This is a genomic window from Ilyomonas limi, assembly GCF_005233845.1.
Lineage (GTDB): Bacteria > Bacteroidota > Bacteroidia > Chitinophagales > Chitinophagaceae > Ilyomonas > Ilyomonas limi.
In genome coordinates this window covers 169855-185815 of record NZ_SZQL01000001.1, presented here as the reverse complement: position 1 = coordinate 185815, position 15961 = coordinate 169855, and the positions used below count along the sequence as shown (strand labels likewise).

The following is a 15961-nucleotide window of genomic DNA, read 5'->3' as shown; positions in this document are numbered from 1 at the left end:
AATTTTTATTAAAAATTATGTTGGATTCTGCTTCTCTTGATTATATTCATATATCTGGTAATAGTAAACACAATGAAATTGGTGATATACAGTTCTCGGAGAGTTTACTTCAAAACTTACCGATTGCTGTATATACCTGTGATGCTGACGGTTATATAAAATCTTATAACAGGGCTGCGGCAAAGTTGTGGGGCAGAGAACCTGTATTAGGCAGAGATCTTTGGTGTGGGGCATGGAAAATTTTTAAGGTAGATGGTAATCTGCTACCCTTAGATAGTTGTCCGATGGCACTAACCCTAAAGGAGAAAAGGCCTTTTCAGGGCGAAGAGATTATTGTAGAGCGCCCGGATGGCAACAGGAGATTTGTGCTTGCTAATCCTCACCCTCTATTTGATGCAAATGGAGCATTAACCGGTGCAGTCAACACGCTGATAGATATAACCGACCAGAAAACTGACGAAGAAAGCAAAGCCAGGCTTGCCGCTATCGTGGAGTCTTCGCACGATGCGATTGTAAGTAAAAACCTCAATGGCATTATAAAAACCTGGAATAAAGAAGCAGAACACCTGTTTGGCTATACTGCTGCCGAAGCAATTGGCAGGCATATCAGTTTGATTATTCCACGCGAAAGATTGAGCGAAGAAGATTTAATTATTAGTAAAATAAGAAGCGGCGAAAGAGTAGATCATTTTGAAACGGTGCGCCTCACTAAAGATGGAAAAGAAGTTGATATTTCACTTACCATTTCGCCTATTAAAGATGATAAAGGCAACATTATTGGTGCATCCAAAATAGCGCGCGACATTACGGAGCAGAAAGCGCTGAAAGAAAGAATGCACTCGCATGTAAAAAGTCTGCAGATTATTAATTCATTGGCTAAATCAATTTCGGAAAACTTAGATACGCAGGCTATTTTGCAAAAAGTAACCGATGCCACTACGCAGTTGATTGATGCCGAGTTCGGTGCTTTCTTTTACAACACTGTAAACGAAAAAGGTGAAAGCTTAATGCTTTATACTTTATCGGGTGCATCCAAAGAGGCTTTTGATAAATTTGGTATGCCACGCAATACGCAGGTGTTTAAGGTTACATTTAAAGGAGAAGGCATTTTAAGATCGGATGATATAACAAAAGACCCGAGATATGGAAAGAATACACCGTACAATGGCATGCCCGAGGGACATTTGCCGGTAGTAAGTTATCTGGCAGTTCCTGTACTGTCAAAAATGGGATTGGTGATTGGCGGATTATTCTATGGACATTCTCAACCCGCAAAGTTTACCAAAGCGCACGAAGATTTGGTATCAGGCATTGCTCCACAGGCAGCCCTGGCACTCGAAAACGCAAAGTTGTTTGAAACGGTAGAAGCACTGAATATAAAAAAGGATGAGTTTATTGGTTTGGCCAGCCATGAGTTAAAAACACCTGTTACCAGCGTTTTGGGCTATTTGCAAATATTACAAAGAACACTCAAAGGCGATAACCAAAATAAATTGTTTGTAAATAAGGCAGTACAGCAAATCAACAAGCTGTCTTCGCTGATTGCCGATCTGCTGGATGTTTCTAAAATTAATACCGGCAAAATGCCGTTTAATTTTACTTCGTTCGATCTGGTGCATTTGCTGAATGAAGTAAAGGAAATGATGCAGCAAACGAGCAACTTGCACAGTATTGTTTTGGAATGTAGCACCAGCGAACTGATGGTGTATGCCGACAGGCAACGAATAGAGCAGGTAATTATCAATCTTGTTTCCAATGCTATTAAATATTCGCCTAACGCAAACTATATTATCATCCGTTGTTTAGCCGCTGGTGGCAATGCTACCGTATCGGTACAGGATTTTGGCGCTGGTATTCCCGAAGAAGAGCAACGATTTATTTTCGAACGGTTTTACAGGGTAAAAAACGTGGCTTCGCACGTCTCCGGCCTGGGCATCGGGCTGTATATCTGCAACGAAATTATCAACCGGCATGGCGGCAAATTATCCGTCTCCAGCAAACCAGGTGCTGGCTCTACATTTACGTTTGAGATTCCAGTAAGCCGGTAGTATTGAATCACACGCCGGGTTTATTATATCGGCGAAGGAAGCATCTGTAAGTGGTAGATAAATCATTCTGTAAATAAACTTTAATCTATGCTAAAGCACAGATGCTTCGTGCCTCAGCATGACAAAAGCAAAGAATAATTGTTTACGATACATGCAACAAATTAAAGCAATGTCCAGGCAGAAGGTATAAAAGCATACGTTGATAGCCGCTACCGGTAGTGCATTGTGTTCTAATTTAATTGCATTAGCACACTTACAAATAAAGTCGCGTTACTTTCTTTTTATCAAAACTGTTGCTTTTTCATCTGCAAATACATTTTGCATTGTCCTGCTATCAATGCTTCATCAGCATCTGTTTCTTTATTTATTTGAATGCCTAATGCTTGCAAAGCCTGCCGGTAAAGCGGTGCTAATACACCGGTAGCCACCAGCGTGATGCTGCTGTATTTTTTATTTAAAAGTTCCTTCAATTCATTCCCGATTAATAGCCCACTAAGGTATTGATAGCTTTGATGCGGTGAATGATAATTAAACAAGTGGTATGTTCTTACATGAAAAATACTATTGAGGAAATTATTATTGGCTGCTTCGGTAACACCTTTTAAAAAGAAAGCTTTATTATCATTTTCCTGCCCTTTTTCTCCTTTTTCTACAGAAGCTGCTAACACACTCTTTGTGGATAGGAGGCTAAACAATTCGCCGGTCATGTAAGTTTTAAAATCAACGGCCACCTTATCTTCAACCACTACATGCTTGGTGTGCGTACCAGGTAAAATGAGTAATTGTTTTTCCTGTTGATTACTTACGTCACAGCCCAGCAGCTTTGTTTCTTCACCGCGCATTACATCTTCCCTTGTTTTAGCACCGGAAATGAATAATAGTTGATGATGAAAGTTGGGTAAAGAGGAAACAACTTCGGTCAATACATCAGCACCATCTAAATGAAAAGGCAATGCTTTGTAAGGCAGGTCCATCATACCAATGCTCGAAGATGCCATGCCGGAGATAACAATAGTTATATCTTCTAAAGCATGCTTACACTCCTGCGCTAATGCTCGTACACCATCAGCTAATATGTTGCTGTAAAATTGGAGCCGGTCTGTTGCAGGATGGTTATTGTTCCAATCATTATACACAGCAGCAATACCCCAATCTGTTTTGATGGTAGCCAATACTTCCTTTGTATTTGCATCTATCAATCGTAAACGAAAAGCCGAAGTGCCCCAATCGCAACTAATAAATGTATTCATGTGTTGTGTTTTGCCTCACAAATGGCGCCGATGCTGTTTATTATTATCATATATAATAGCATCGAGTTTAAGTAGCGGGTAAAGCGTATCCTAATAGTCAAATAAAAGGCCTTATAAGATGAAAGATTATTTTGCTTTTTATCTGCGTGTTCATCTGTGCCATTTGTGAGAAATCAACTCCTTACCATTCCGCCACACTACCATCTTCGTGCCGCCATTGCGGGTTACGCCAGTCGTGTCCTATAGCTGCCATTTTCCTTACCTGCTCTTCATTTATTTCAATACCTAAGCCCGCGCCCGATGGAATTTTTACAAAACCATTGTCGTATTTAAATACAGTTTTATCGGTAAGATAATCGAGCAAATCGCTGCCGGTATTGTAGTGGATACCCAGGCTTTGCTCTTGTATAAACACGTTGTGGCAAGTGGCATCTACCTGCAGGCAGGCTGCCAGCGCAATGGGGCCGAGCGGGCAATGTGGTGCAGCAGCAACATCAAAAGCTTCTGCCATCGAAATGATTTTTTTGCACTCCGTAATGCCACCTGCATGAGACAAATCGGGCTGAATAATATCGGCATAACCATCTTTCAACAGATTTTTAAACTGCCAACGGCTAAACATTCTTTCGCCGGTAGCGATCGGTATGCTGGTGTGCTGTGCAATATCCCGCAAAGCTTCATTGTTTTCGGGCAACACCGGCTCTTCAATAAACATAGGATGAAAAGGTTCCAGTTCTTTTGCCAGCACTTTAGCCATTGGCTTGTGTACGCGTCCGTGAAAGTCAACACCAATACCCAATGCGCTGCCACCAGCTTCGCGCACCATTGCCACGCGCTGCAATACCGCATCTACTTTTTCGTACGAATCTATGTATTGCAGCTCTTCCGAAGCGTTCATCTTAATTGCCCTGAAGCCCGCGGCCACGGCGGTTCTGGCAGCATTCGCCACGTCTGCCGGGCGGTCGCCGCCTATCCACGAATACACCTTGATCGTATCTCTTGCTTTGCCACCCATGAGTTGGTGAACGGGTGCATTGAAATACTTCCCTTTTATATCCCACAATGCCTGGTCTATGCCTGCAATGGCGCTCATCAAAATAGGTCCGCCGCGATAAAAACCACTACGGTATAGCACGTTCCAATGGTCTTCTATGTTCATCGGGTCTTTGCCTACCAAATAGGTCATCAGTTCTTCCACTGCTGTTTTAACGGTAGCAGCTTTGCCTTCAATCACCGGCTCACCCCAGCCGGTAATGCCTTCGCTTGTTTCTATTTTTAAGAACAACCAGCGCGGTGGCACCTGATATAAAGTATAGTTTGTTATTTTCATCATGGCTGTACTTCCGTTGCATGAATAGCGCCGGTAAAACGGCGTGCTTTGTCTTCTAAGTTTTGCAGGTACAATTCGTTCACTTCTTCTTTACTATTAACCAATGCGCTGCCAATACCAAATGCCACAGCACCTGCGGCTGCAAAATCTTTAATATTATCAACCTTAATGCCGCCTGTGGGCATTAATTTGAATTGATTCAACGGTGCCAAAACGTTTTTAATGTAAGCCGCATTCGGCGCGGGAAAGACTTTGATAATATCGGCACCGCTGCGCTGTGCCTGTACAATTTCGGTGGGCGTATAAGCCCCGGGAATGCTTACTTTACCTGCATTTTTAGTAGTTTTTATTACATCAATATCTAACGCCGGTGAAATAATAAACTGTGCACCGGCATTGATGGCATCAGTTGCTTCCTGTGCAGTGAGTACCGTGCCTGCCCCGATGAGCATTTTATCTTTAAACTGTTGCGACAACTCTTCTATCACACTTAATGCATCAGGAGAATTAAGTGTGATTTCTAACATGTTGATGCCGCCTTTATACAATGCGTTAGCAAGGCTAATGGAGTCTTTCGGCGGCATGCCACGCATGATGGCTACAATCTTATGCTGGAGTATATAGGATAATGTGGACATGGAGAAAAGGTGTTTATGCTTGTGAATGAAGCGTAAAGGTAAAGTATAAGAAAGTGTTGTGAGCGGGGAGGTTGATAAGATGGTAATAGAAAATACTTTTATAAAGGAAAGCTAGTGAACATCAAGCCAAATACTGCATTGTTTATGCAGTTATAAGATTGTCTTTATAAAAAGATTTCTATTCTTCCACCTTAAATCATCCACACAAAAAAGACTGCTGGAAGAGCAGTCTTTTACGCATAAGTGCGTTTATCAAACTTTACCGCCCGCCGCCATTCATCCGGCTACGCATTTGTGCCCGCATCCGGTTGTCATGCTCGCGCATTTGTTGTATCTGTGCATCGGTTAAGCCGGCTGCTTTATACCTTGCTTCCATTTCAGTTCGCAAACTTTGCATTTTGGTTTGCTTGTCGGCATCGGTGGCGGACTGATCCCTATAAATGTCGCGCATCTGCGGCTGGTATTGCATACGGATAGCCATTACCGAATCTGCCATTGCATCAGACAGGTTAACTGAATCTTTCAGATAGGCACGCATGGCCTGCATTCGTTGCTGCCCACCACCGTTTTGCTGGGCAAACAATTTTGCAGTTGCATTTAATGATAACATAATCAGTAAACACAAAATGATTTTTTTCATGATTGTAATTTTTGCTTTTTGGCGCAAATGGTATGCAGATAATTGTTAAAGCCCAACACTTTCGCCCAATAAGCCAAATATTTACGCCAGCAATATACAGGTTGTATTAGCCAATGTAAGTGCAGCCGGTAAGCCTTCTATGTAAGCGTAATGCCGCATAAAGAATAAATAAAACTGCCAACGCTAAAATTGTACTTTTAACTATTACTATTCCCGTAACTGTTTATGAATACGATTGCATTAACACCAACACCAAAGACCACCCACCGCATCGCCTCTATTGACATACTTCGCGGTATTGTAATGATCATAATGGCTCTTGACCATACCCGTGAGTTTTTTCATCATGACGCGCTCATTGGCAATGACCCGCTCAATTTTAAAACAACTTCTGCATTCCTGTTTTTTACACGATGGATAACGCACTATTGCGCGCCCATATTTGTTTTCTTGTCAGGCACTTCTGTTTTTTTGTATGCACAACGAAACAAAACAAAAAAACAAGTAGCCTTCTTTTTATTTACAAGAGGTATCTGGCTCATTATTGCGGAAATAATTATCGTTAATGGTTTATGGCAATTTGGGTATACCCGTTTCCTCATGCTGGAAGTGTTTTGGGCAATCGGTATGTCTATGGTTTGCTTGTCCTTTTTGCAGTTTTTACCTTATCGCTTGTTGTTGGGTATAGGATTACTGATTGTAGTTGGGCATAACGCATTAGACAACATTCAGGTTACGCAACCTGTTGCCGCATCGGTGGCATGGTCGCTGGTGCATGCACCCAATTTGTACCAACCTTTTCCTAACTATTCCATACTCATAGCTTATCCTTTTCTGCCCTGGCTGGGGTTGATGATTTGCGGATATTGCTTGGGTAAATTATATGCTAAAAACATCAATCCCGCTTACAGAAAGCTATTTTTATTAACTACCGGCATTATCATCATTGCACTGTTTATCATTATAAGATTAATCAATGTGTATGGCGACAGGCAACACTGGTCAATACAGCAAACACCGCTGTTTACAGTGCTTGATTTTGTAAATACTACCAAATATCCGCCCTCTTTACTGTACATGCTGATGACGATTGGGCCGGCATTGATTGTATTGGCTGTAACTGAGAATATTGTCAATGCTTTTACAAGGATAGTGGTAGTGTTTGGCAGAGTGCCTTTTGTATATTACATGTTGCATATATTGGTTCTACATTCGCTTGCCCGTATTTTTATGCTTATTTCCGGCCGGGGTTCGGGCGAAGCTTTGCTCCCCGGTTTCCAGGTGCATCCCAATGCGGGTTATCCGCTGTGGGTAGTGTATGTAGTATGGATAAGTGCGGTAGTTATTTTATATTTCCCCTGCAAATGGTATGGCAATTACAGGCGCAATCATCCTCAATATACATGGCTTACTTATTTGTAATAGCGGCTTTGCTTTTGAACCATTAAGGCCCTAAGAGTAAAAAAGTTTACAAAGAAGTAATAAAGAATAAATACTTCGTATATCTCTGTGTTATATGTATTCCTGTCTGCTAACAGACAGGTTTGTGGTTTAAAGGTGATTCAAAAAGGATATAAATTATTTCCACAGAAAATTATATTTGTAACGATTGCCTATTTTTCAAATTGCCATCTGATTAATTAATCATAATGAACGAACTGAAAAGAAGAACGTTTATCAAAAACACATTGCTCGCCGGAGTAAGTGCAACGCTTACGCCACAACTATTACAAGCTAATAGTAGTATTGAAAAGTCAATTATAAATAATACATATTTTTCATCTGCCAAAAAGAAAATAATTGTAGCTGGTGCCGGTATTACCGGCTTGTGCTGCGGCTATGAATTAATGAAAAAAGGACATGATGTAACCGTATTGGAAGCAAGTGGCCGTTACGGCGGACATGTGTTTACCGGCAGAGATGGTTTATCGGATGGGTTGTATGCCGATTATGGCGCCGATCATATCACCAAACCCGGTTATGAACGCTTCTTTGAGTATATAAAAGAATTTAATCTTACGGCTATTCCTTACCCACATGCAGAAGGTTCTGAAGCAGCGCCCAATAGCCACACACTCCGGATGATTGATGGTAAGTTTTATACACCGGAAATGCTGGCAGATACAAGCGTGCTGAAGCGCTTCGGTTTTAATGAAAAGGAAATACAGTTTCTTGCACACAATCCCTGGTATGCGTTACGCTCGTTGTACATAGATAAATACACTGCTAATTTTAAAGATGCTTACCAACCGTTTGGTGTGGGCTATGATGAGCTGGATAATATTGCTGTGTATGATTTGTATAGAAAAGAGGGAGCATCCGATACGGCATTGCGCTTCTTAGGCGGCAAAGGGGAATCTGCGCTTTATGCTGTGTGGCGGTTGTATATGATGAAAGACAGAGACATTCCGCTTTCGGAAGGTGACACCTATCATTTGAAAGATGGCAACGAACAATTACCGATTGCTTTTGCAAAAAGTTTAGGAGATCGGTTGAAATTAAATAATCCGGTAATTGCTATACAGCACGATGCAAATGGAGTAACGGTTACCTGCAAACCCTACCGCGATACAGAAGCGCAACTAACGGCTGATTATCTGGTGAATTGTATTACGCTGCCGGTGTTTAAAAACATTCCTGTTACACCTGCGCTTTCTTCCGGAAAACAATATGTGGTGGACAACCTGCGCTATTCGTCACACCCGTTTTATGTGTTTGAAGCGGCTACTAAATTCTGGCTTGATGATGGTTTTAAAAGTATCAATATGGAGTTTGAACATCCGGATATTTCTTCTATTTGGCAGGAAACAAATGAGGTAGCTTCCACCCGCATTATTTTAAAAGCATATGGACCCAGCGGACTTTCGGCACAGCGCGTGCTGGCTGCTTTCAGAGAAGTATACCCGGGGAAAAAAGATACTATTGAACAGGCTTTAACTAAAGACTGGTCGAAAGACAAGTATGCACCGGTATGCGAAATGGAGCCTTTTCCAATTGGTGAAATGCATAAGTTTTGGCCACAGATTATGATGCCCGAAGGCAGAATTTATTTTGCCGGCACATACGCCGATAACATGAGTCGCGGCATGGAATCGTGTATCCGTTCGGCACAACGTGTGGCTGTAGAAATTGATAAAGCATAGTAAAAATAGAAAGAAACGTATGAAGAAAACGCAGGTGTTTGTTTGTTTGTCAATGGTGCTGATTTCTTTTTTATATGCAACCGCTTATTCTAAAAAATTCAATAAACCTTTTATTATTCAGCAACAAAATACAGTGCCGGTCGTAAAAATTATTAACCCGAAAAATAAAGCTGTTGTAAATGCTGCTTCGCCGGTCAATTATTCCATTACGGTGTCGGATAAAGAAGATGGTGATTCGAAATATGATGAAATTAATGTAAAGGAAGTTTTATTGGAAGTACAATATGTAAGCGATACATCGGCACTTACAAAAATGATGAGCGAGTCTGTTCAAAAGGATATGGCTGGCCTTGCAGCTATCAGAACTTCCAATTGTTTTAACTGTCATAATTTTAATAGTAAGCTAATTGGCCCTTCATTCAATGATATTGGTAAAAAGTATGCTTCAAACGCCGCCAATACGGCTTTACTGCAAAAGCACATTCTGGAAGGTTCTACCGGCGTTTGGGGTAATGTAAGTATGCCTTCGCACCCGGAATTGAATAAGGAACAAGCTGCAAATATTGTGCAATGGATTTTACAAATTACTACTGATAACAACACCGATTATTATGTCGGCACAACCGGTACTTTTCAAATTCGCTCCAATAAAAAAGGTGCTTATTTATTGACTGGAAGTTATACCGATCATGGCGTGGAAAATAATGCTGCGCAACAATTGAAAGGGCAGGACAGAATTATTATTTATAGTAAATAAACAATCACCGTTATTGCAAGCAAAGCAACCTGTATGTAGTGGTACAATTAACATAATCCATTAGTATTATTTTGCTAAACAATGATCTATATAAACCATTGGTATAGATTTACAGTATAGCACAGGTCGCTTTGCTTGCAATGACGAACACAGATAGTAAAAGCAGGTTGCTCTTTAAGTGCTTACTTTCCTTCTTAAGTGTATGTTGCTGCTACAAAAAACTATTAACATATATACAACAGCAGATTGGCATACAGGCAAAGTGTTTGTACTACAAAGAGCATATTGTTGAACATTTAAATTGTATAGTTATGGAACAGAATAATCAGGCCCGTAGTCAGAACAACAAAGGCAATAGCTCTTCAAACATGAGTGGACAAAAAATGCAACATAGAAGTGATGTAGTAAATAACAATACTGAAAACGGAAATAACAACCCGCAAGATGGCAATGATTGGTCGAACTACCGCAACAGAACCCTGAGCGGCACTGCTGAACAACAAAATAAAAAATAAACGGAGTTTAACCGTAAATTTTCGTTATAGGTATTAACGATTACCGGCAAAGCCACAGACATCATCTGTGGCTTTGCTGTTTTCTATAATGAATAATGGAGAGCAAGTTATCATAGCAATTAATTCTAAAGATATAAAATGACAGCAGTATATTAGATGCAGAAAAATTGCTTTATGAAGTTAAACACCATCGGCGATGTGATTACAACCATTGATGCTGTTGTGCAGGACTGCATTGCAACTCAAAATACAGAAGGATATTTTGCTGCCTTGTATAAACGCATGACGATAGCTGTAAGCGAAGGCATTAGCAACGGAGCTTTTGAAGACGGCGCACGCATGGAAAAACTAGACATTTGTTTCGCAGAAAGATATTTAAGTGCGTGGCAATGTTACCGGCAGCAACAGCCTTGTTCTGCATCGTGGCAATGCGCTTTTGATGCAACAAACAATAATCATCTCATCGTTTTACAACATCTCATTTTAGGCATTAATACACACATTAACCTCGATCTTGCCATAGCAGCCGCAGCTGTTTGTCCGGGTAATGCAATACACGCATTGGAAAAGGATTTCAACAATATCAACAACATCATTGCCACGCTGGTAGATGATATACAAAGCTGCCTGGAGCAGGTGTGGTTTCCTATGCGTATAATAAACCGTTTGGCTAACAGAGGCGAGCAGGCTGTGCTTAATTTTAGTATTAGTGTTGCCAGAAAAGCCGCCTGGAGCAATGCCGTTTATCTGGCACAATCAAGCGAAACAGCGCAACAACATTACATTCATCAAATGGATACCATGGTGAGGCTATTAGCACATAAAATACAATCGCCAGGCTGGCTCATCTCACTGTTGCTTAAAGCTATCCGTGCTGCCGAGTATGATGATGTAAGGAGAACTATTAAATTGATTGATACAACGGTAGTGGATTAAATTTTCAGAGAGCGCTTTCTTAACCCTTACTTTATTTATTGCTTTATCAAATAACTATTGCCTGCCTTGGAATAATAAAAGCAATCAATTCATCCAAAGCAATGCCGGCGCGGTTGCAGGCATCATTAATATCTTCTCTCGATACATTGGCAGCAAACGATTTTTCTTTCAACCGCTTCTTTACACCCTTTACATCCATACCTTCATAACCACCGGGGCGCATAAGCGAATAAGCATGTATTAAACCGCTTAATTCATCAAAAGCATACAGCATTTTATCCATTGGTGTTTCGGGCTCCACACCAAAATGCAATGGTCCATGCGAAGCAATGGCATGTAAAATTTCCGGATCTACATTTCTGTTTTCCAGTTCTTCAATTATCTTTTTACAATGCTGTTCCGGCCATTGATCCCAGTCGGCATCGTGCAGCAACCCTGCCATTTCCCAGCGCCATTGCCCTTCTTCGTCCAAGCCTTCCTTTTCCTTTGCCCAACTACGCATCAGCGCGGCAACCTGCTTCATGTGCAGTTGTAATCGCAGATTTAATACCCAATCATTAAATAATTGTTCTGCTTCGTTTCGGGGTAATGTTTTTCCATTGTTAGCGGCATTCCCAAACTGGTTGCGATTGAGTAGTAAAGACATATTATTAAGATAAAAATAGAAAACCGAAAATTACATCATTTCAGTAAATGCCATAAGTTTAGTGAAGCTGTTTCTACAGCATTCTTATTGGTTGATAAATCACATCGTACACAGCATCACATTCCACATTATTTTTTGTCCTTTTTATCCTGCATCTCATATTTATGATATGGCTGTGGCTTAACATACAAATCATTTACGATAGTCATGATAACAGCAACAATAGGGGTTGCCAGCAGCACGCCCCAAAAACCGCCTAAAGCGCCCATAGCCACCTGTCCCATAATGGTTAGTGCAGGTGGTATATTGACCATCTTTTTTTGTATAAGCGGCTGCTCCACTGCACTCTGAATAATTTGAATGCCGGTGTACATACAAATAATGATAATAGCAGTATTGGGCCCTTGCAGGAATGCAATAAGCACAGCAGGTACCAATGCGATAATAGGTCCGAAATTGGGTATAAAGTTGAGCAGGCCTGCCAGCAAAGCTAATGTAAGTACCAAAGGCATACCCACAATTAGCAAACCAATGGCCGTAAGCACAGCAATAAAAACAATACCTATAATCTGCCCTTTCAGCCACTTCTTCAGTATAGTTCCTAACTTTTTCAGCAGTTCATCTCCTTTGTCCTTTGCTTTGGGTGGCAGCAGGTGCACAATGCCTCTTTTATATGTTGATGGACCAGCGGTAAAAAACATGGCGAGCAGCAAAACAATATACAAATCGCTGACAACACCAAAGGAGGAAGAAAAAAAGCTTTTTACAACCTGCCTTGTTTTTTCGTTGCTGCCCGATGCATTCAGGTAATCCAATACTTTCCTGCCTATGGTGCTTTGATTCAGTTTGTCTTTTGCATTTTCAATGGTGGCGGGCAATGTATCAGACAACTGCGTTATCTGTTGCGAAAGCCGGTTACCTACAAACCAGAAAAATGCTACCAGCAGCAGTATATTAAACAAAACGGAAACTACTACACTTGCGGTATGTGGCAAATGCAGGTAGCGCCGGAGCAGCCCCGCAAAAGCATGAAAAAAAATAGCTATTAATATACCTGCAAAAACCAGTAAGAAAAGACTGAGCAGCGTTTTAAAAAGGAGCAAAACAACTACTACCAGAGCGAGTATGCCGGCTGCTATCCACACTTTCTTTGAATACGTTAATCCCTGTTGTTCATTATCATTTGCTTCAGCCATAGTAAACGAATTTTATACTCAACACATGCTGATAGCAGACAAGGATACGGCAAATGAAGTTGAGCCTTATTATAGAATACGAAAGTGTTTACAAAAGCTATGCCTCGCAGGCTAATGAAAAAATCAGTAATTGGTATTATTGAGGGAATTTGTTGCATCAATAAGTGTAAGTAGTGCTCCGCTTAATGCTGTATGATAACACGGAATAAAGCTGCATAAATATGATAAGCTAATTATTTATATCACTCCTCTCTATGGTTAGAACATTAATTATTGTTATCTCCGAAAATGTAGTCCCGTATTGCAAAGTCATAGCTGTTATTTAGTTATACAATCCTGTTTTGCCGATACGATTTATAAACCGATATTTTATTAGCCATAATGCCCGCTGCCATCACCATAACCGTTTTATATTATTGAATAATTTTATTTATATTATTGAATAATTTTAGCAGGCAGGAGATACTGTTTTCAGCATTAGCATCCAACGCCTTTCGCATTTACACCGTTCCTAAACATCCAGCCAATGCTGTTCTAACCTTGCTTATAGCACAACTTTCGGCGTCGCTCATTGATTATCTCACTTATCTTAGTTATTGGCGCAGGCTATATTTCGGCAGCCATCTCTGTGGTCTATGCTATAACTGTGATGCTGTTTTCAAAAGCTATGCATTTAATATCTATATTTCTGGTACCGGTATTTGCTTTTCAGCATGCCAGGCCCAACACTTTACTAATGCTTTTTACGGTAATGCTGTTAGTCATTCCTATAAGCTTGCAACGTGCATAGCTTCAACTAGTAAAAAGGAGCGGAAAAGAAATGCTATAATACAGAAAAAGATAGCTGAAATAACAGCCATGCATTTGGTAGGCACGGCATTGTTAATGGCTGCACTATGTACAAACTGATAATGTAACAGACTGCATTGCTTAAGTACAAAATTACCTGCAGATGCGTTATATTGCCGCCCCAACGACAATGAGGACTATGAACAAAATACGGGTTTTGGTGAGTACTTTGTGTGTAATGCTGCTATTGAGCAGTTGCTCAAAAAAGGATAATGACCGAAACTGTTCTGCAGTAAATGTAGTAGCACCAGCTAATGAAACGGCAGCATTGAAAGCCTATATTGACAGCAACCATATTGATGCGGTGGCAGATCCGCGTGGTTTTTACTATAAAATAACCGCTGCAGGTACAGGCAATCATCCCAACGTATGTTCGGGAGTAATAGTTACTTACACTGCAAAGCTTACCAACGGTACCGAAGTAGATAGCGGCACCGACGCAGCCTGGGATCTTTACGCGCTCATCATCGGCTGGCAGGAGGGTATTCCGCTGATTGCTAAAAGTGGCTCTATTATTCTATATTTGCCGCCTTCGCTGGGCTATGGCGCCGCAGGAGCAGGAGCGGTACCGCCCAACTCCATATTAGTGTTTAATATTACACTTACCTCTACCTATTAATTTATTTCTGATGGCAGAAGATCTCTATATACAACAAGGCACCAAAGAAGAGCAATACCAGGCTTTGCTGCCGCAAATAAAAGCATTGATAGAAGGCGAAGAAGACCTCATTGCCAATTTAGCCAATATTTGCGGTGCGCTAAAAGAGCAGTTCAACTGGTGGTGGGTTGGTTTTTATCTGGTAAAAAAAGATGAATTGGTGTTAGGCCCTTTCCAGGGACCGGTAGCTTGTACAAGAATAAAGAAAGGCCGCGGCGTATGCGGTACCGCCTGGCAACTGGCACACACAGTTATAGTACCCGATGTAAACCAGTTTTTGGGGCATATTGCCTGCAGCAGTTTATCGCGCAGCGAAATAGTGGTGCCGGTATTTAAAAATGAAGAAGTGGTAGCAGTACTGGATGCCGACAGCGAGCATCTGGCGCACTATGATGAGGTGGATAAACAATACCTGGAAGAAATTGTAAAATGGATTAATTTTTAATTGATAACCCCGGAGACGCTAAGGCATAGAGAAAAGGTTCGGAATTCTTAAAGTTCCGAACCTTTTTGCACTATTTTCAATAGCATGGCACATGATGTATTTTGATTAAAGCACGTAACTCACGGCATGTAGCTTATGTATAGCAATCTAATGAAAGTGGTATTATTTAGTTACCCCGGCGTCTTAGCATCTCCGCAGTAAATCTCATCCTTCCACTTCTGTCACCCCGCCCGAAATAGTAAATTTCATCGCATCGGCAGAACTGGTATGAGTAAGTAGTTTTATTCTTTCCTTAGGCACGATATACGTAATACCCGAAACGGCATAGGCATGCGGCACATATACAACTGCATGGTCGTTTAAACCAAAGCTGGCTGCATCTTCGTGTGTAATAAAGCCTACGCGCCACACATCGGCGCCATCTACATTCACCAATACCGGCTTGTCAAATTTCTTTTTATTGCCTGCAAAAGCTTCCAGGAAATCCTTTACCGAGGTGTAGATAAATTTTATGCCGGGCGTATGTTCCAGTATCCTATCGAAAAAGGCAACAAGGCGGCTTATAAAAAAAAGGGAAGAAATCCAGCCAATAAAAATAATCAGCAGAATGAGGATGATGAAATTGAGGCCGGGGATCGTAATAATCTTCTCCTGAAAGCGTGCATGGTCCGGAAATAGCGTTCGAACTATATTGGGCAAAATACTATCAATTGCCGTAAAGAGCCATACGGCTGCATATACCGTAACGGCAATAGGCACAATAACAATAAGGCCTTGCAAAAAAAGCTGCAAGGCCTTGTTAGCTATATAAGAAAATGTTCTTCTTGGTTTCAGCTTCATAACAACACTTGTTAATTGCCAAAGGTAACTGACAATTAACCATTACCTGCTACTTGCCGCCCGCAGCCGG

The 15961-nt window shown here is 41.1% G+C and carries 15 protein-coding genes; 8 read left to right on the top strand and 7 right to left on the bottom strand.

Annotated elements, in window-relative coordinates:
- Window positions 1-17 precede the first annotated feature (17 nt).
- Window positions 18-2048, top strand: a complete 2031-nt coding sequence (locus tag FC093_RS00765; protein WP_137259829.1) for a PAS domain S-box protein — start codon at window positions 18-20, stop codon at window positions 2046-2048.
- A gap of 284 nt (window positions 2049-2332) precedes the next feature.
- On the opposite strand, the gene FC093_RS00760 is transcribed toward FC093_RS00765, so the two are convergent.
- From FC093_RS00760 to FC093_RS00745, 4 genes are all read right to left on the bottom strand, one after another.
- The gene (locus FC093_RS00760; protein WP_137259828.1) at window positions 2333-3298 is read right to left on the bottom strand and encodes a 2-dehydro-3-deoxygalactonokinase; all 966 of its coding nucleotides are present in this window, start codon (window positions 3296-3298) and stop codon (window positions 2333-2335) included.
- A gap of 181 nt (window positions 3299-3479) precedes the next feature.
- Window positions 3480-4631 (bottom strand): galactonate dehydratase, encoded by a 1152-nt coding sequence (dgoD, locus tag FC093_RS00755; protein WP_240743139.1) that lies wholly within the window; start codon window positions 4629-4631, stop codon window positions 3480-3482.
- Entirely contained in the window at window positions 4628-5266 is a 639-nt protein-coding gene (locus FC093_RS00750) for a bifunctional 4-hydroxy-2-oxoglutarate aldolase/2-dehydro-3-deoxy-phosphogluconate aldolase (RefSeq protein ID WP_137259827.1), read from the bottom strand. The genes dgoD and FC093_RS00750 overlap by 4 nt, the downstream gene beginning before the upstream one ends.
- 259 nt (window positions 5267-5525) lie before the next feature.
- Entirely contained in the window at window positions 5526-5906 is a 381-nt protein-coding gene (locus tag FC093_RS00745) for a hypothetical protein (protein ID WP_137259826.1), read from the bottom strand.
- Between the two features lie 225 nt (window positions 5907-6131).
- Between FC093_RS00745 and FC093_RS00740 the strand changes: the two genes are divergently transcribed.
- From FC093_RS00740 to FC093_RS00720, 5 genes are all read left to right on the top strand, one after another.
- Entirely contained in the window at window positions 6132-7328 is a 1197-nt protein-coding gene (locus FC093_RS00740) for a DUF1624 domain-containing protein (RefSeq protein ID WP_137259825.1), read from the top strand.
- 227 nt (window positions 7329-7555) lie between these two features.
- A complete protein-coding gene (locus FC093_RS00735; RefSeq protein ID WP_137259824.1) occupies window positions 7556-9049 on the top strand; it encodes a flavin monoamine oxidase family protein in 1494 nt (497 codons plus the stop codon).
- A gap of 19 nt (window positions 9050-9068) precedes the next feature.
- The gene (locus tag FC093_RS00730) at window positions 9069-9806 is read left to right on the top strand and encodes a c-type cytochrome (protein ID WP_137259823.1); all 738 of its coding nucleotides are present in this window, start codon (window positions 9069-9071) and stop codon (window positions 9804-9806) included.
- Between the two features lie 311 nt (window positions 9807-10117).
- Window positions 10118-10321, top strand: coding sequence for a hypothetical protein (locus FC093_RS00725; RefSeq protein WP_137259822.1), 204 nt, complete (start codon window positions 10118-10120; stop codon window positions 10319-10321).
- A 174-nt stretch (window positions 10322-10495) separates the two neighbouring features.
- The gene (locus tag FC093_RS00720; protein WP_137259821.1) at window positions 10496-11257 is read left to right on the top strand and encodes a DUF5995 family protein; all 762 of its coding nucleotides are present in this window, start codon (window positions 10496-10498) and stop codon (window positions 11255-11257) included.
- Between the two features lie 46 nt (window positions 11258-11303).
- Here FC093_RS00720 and FC093_RS00715 read toward each other — a convergent pair whose 3' ends face one another.
- Complete coding sequence (locus FC093_RS00715; RefSeq protein WP_137259820.1) at window positions 11304-11903, bottom strand: HD domain-containing protein; 600 nt, start codon at window positions 11901-11903, stop codon at window positions 11304-11306.
- Window positions 11904-12031: 128 nt separating this feature from the next.
- Window positions 12032-13099, bottom strand: coding sequence for an AI-2E family transporter (locus FC093_RS00710; RefSeq protein ID WP_137259819.1), 1068 nt, complete (start codon window positions 13097-13099; stop codon window positions 12032-12034).
- A 988-nt stretch (window positions 13100-14087) separates the two neighbouring features.
- Between FC093_RS00710 and FC093_RS00705 the strand changes: the two genes are divergently transcribed.
- Both FC093_RS00705 and FC093_RS00700 read left to right on the top strand, forming a co-directional pair.
- Complete coding sequence (locus FC093_RS00705) at window positions 14088-14567, top strand: FKBP-type peptidyl-prolyl cis-trans isomerase (protein WP_170970947.1); 480 nt, start codon at window positions 14088-14090, stop codon at window positions 14565-14567.
- 10 nt (window positions 14568-14577) lie between these two features.
- Complete coding sequence (locus FC093_RS00700) at window positions 14578-15051, top strand: GAF domain-containing protein (protein WP_137259817.1); 474 nt, start codon at window positions 14578-14580, stop codon at window positions 15049-15051.
- 204 nt (window positions 15052-15255) lie between these two features.
- Here FC093_RS00700 and FC093_RS00695 read toward each other — a convergent pair whose 3' ends face one another.
- Window positions 15256-15891 carry a DUF502 domain-containing protein gene (locus FC093_RS00695; protein WP_137259816.1) on the bottom strand — a complete coding sequence of 212 codons (636 nt, stop codon included), beginning with the start codon at window positions 15889-15891 and terminating at the stop codon, window positions 15256-15258.
- Window positions 15892-15961 lie beyond the last annotated feature (70 nt).

Excerpts from the sequence above, each read along its gene's own strand:
- FC093_RS00765 (WP_137259829.1), top strand. The coding sequence starts at position 18 with ATGTTGGATTCTGCTTCTCTTGATTATATTCATATATCTGGTAATAGT.
- FC093_RS00760 (WP_137259828.1), bottom strand. The coding sequence starts at position 3,298 with ATGAATACATTTATTAGTTGCGATTGGGGCACTTCGGCTTTTCGTTTA.
- dgoD (WP_240743139.1), bottom strand. The coding sequence starts at position 4,631 with ATGATGAAAATAACAAACTATACTTTATATCAGGTGCCACCGCGCTGG.
- FC093_RS00750 (WP_137259827.1), bottom strand. The coding sequence starts at position 5,266 with ATGTCCACATTATCCTATATACTCCAGCATAAGATTGTAGCCATCATG.
- FC093_RS00745 (WP_137259826.1), bottom strand. The coding sequence starts at position 5,906 with ATGAAAAAAATCATTTTGTGTTTACTGATTATGTTATCATTAAATGCA.
- FC093_RS00740 (WP_137259825.1), top strand. The coding sequence starts at position 6,132 with ATGAATACGATTGCATTAACACCAACACCAAAGACCACCCACCGCATC.
- FC093_RS00735 (WP_137259824.1), top strand. The coding sequence starts at position 7,556 with ATGAACGAACTGAAAAGAAGAACGTTTATCAAAAACACATTGCTCGCC.
- FC093_RS00730 (WP_137259823.1), top strand. The coding sequence starts at position 9,069 with ATGAAGAAAACGCAGGTGTTTGTTTGTTTGTCAATGGTGCTGATTTCT.
- FC093_RS00725 (WP_137259822.1), top strand. The coding sequence starts at position 10,118 with ATGGAACAGAATAATCAGGCCCGTAGTCAGAACAACAAAGGCAATAGC.
- FC093_RS00720 (WP_137259821.1), top strand. The coding sequence starts at position 10,496 with ATGAAGTTAAACACCATCGGCGATGTGATTACAACCATTGATGCTGTT.
- FC093_RS00715 (WP_137259820.1), bottom strand. The coding sequence starts at position 11,903 with ATGTCTTTACTACTCAATCGCAACCAGTTTGGGAATGCCGCTAACAAT.
- FC093_RS00710 (WP_137259819.1), bottom strand. The coding sequence starts at position 13,099 with ATGGCTGAAGCAAATGATAATGAACAACAGGGATTAACGTATTCAAAG.
- FC093_RS00705 (WP_170970947.1), top strand. The coding sequence starts at position 14,088 with ATGAACAAAATACGGGTTTTGGTGAGTACTTTGTGTGTAATGCTGCTA.
- FC093_RS00700 (WP_137259817.1), top strand. The coding sequence starts at position 14,578 with ATGGCAGAAGATCTCTATATACAACAAGGCACCAAAGAAGAGCAATAC.
- FC093_RS00695 (WP_137259816.1), bottom strand. The coding sequence starts at position 15,891 with ATGAAGCTGAAACCAAGAAGAACATTTTCTTATATAGCTAACAAGGCC.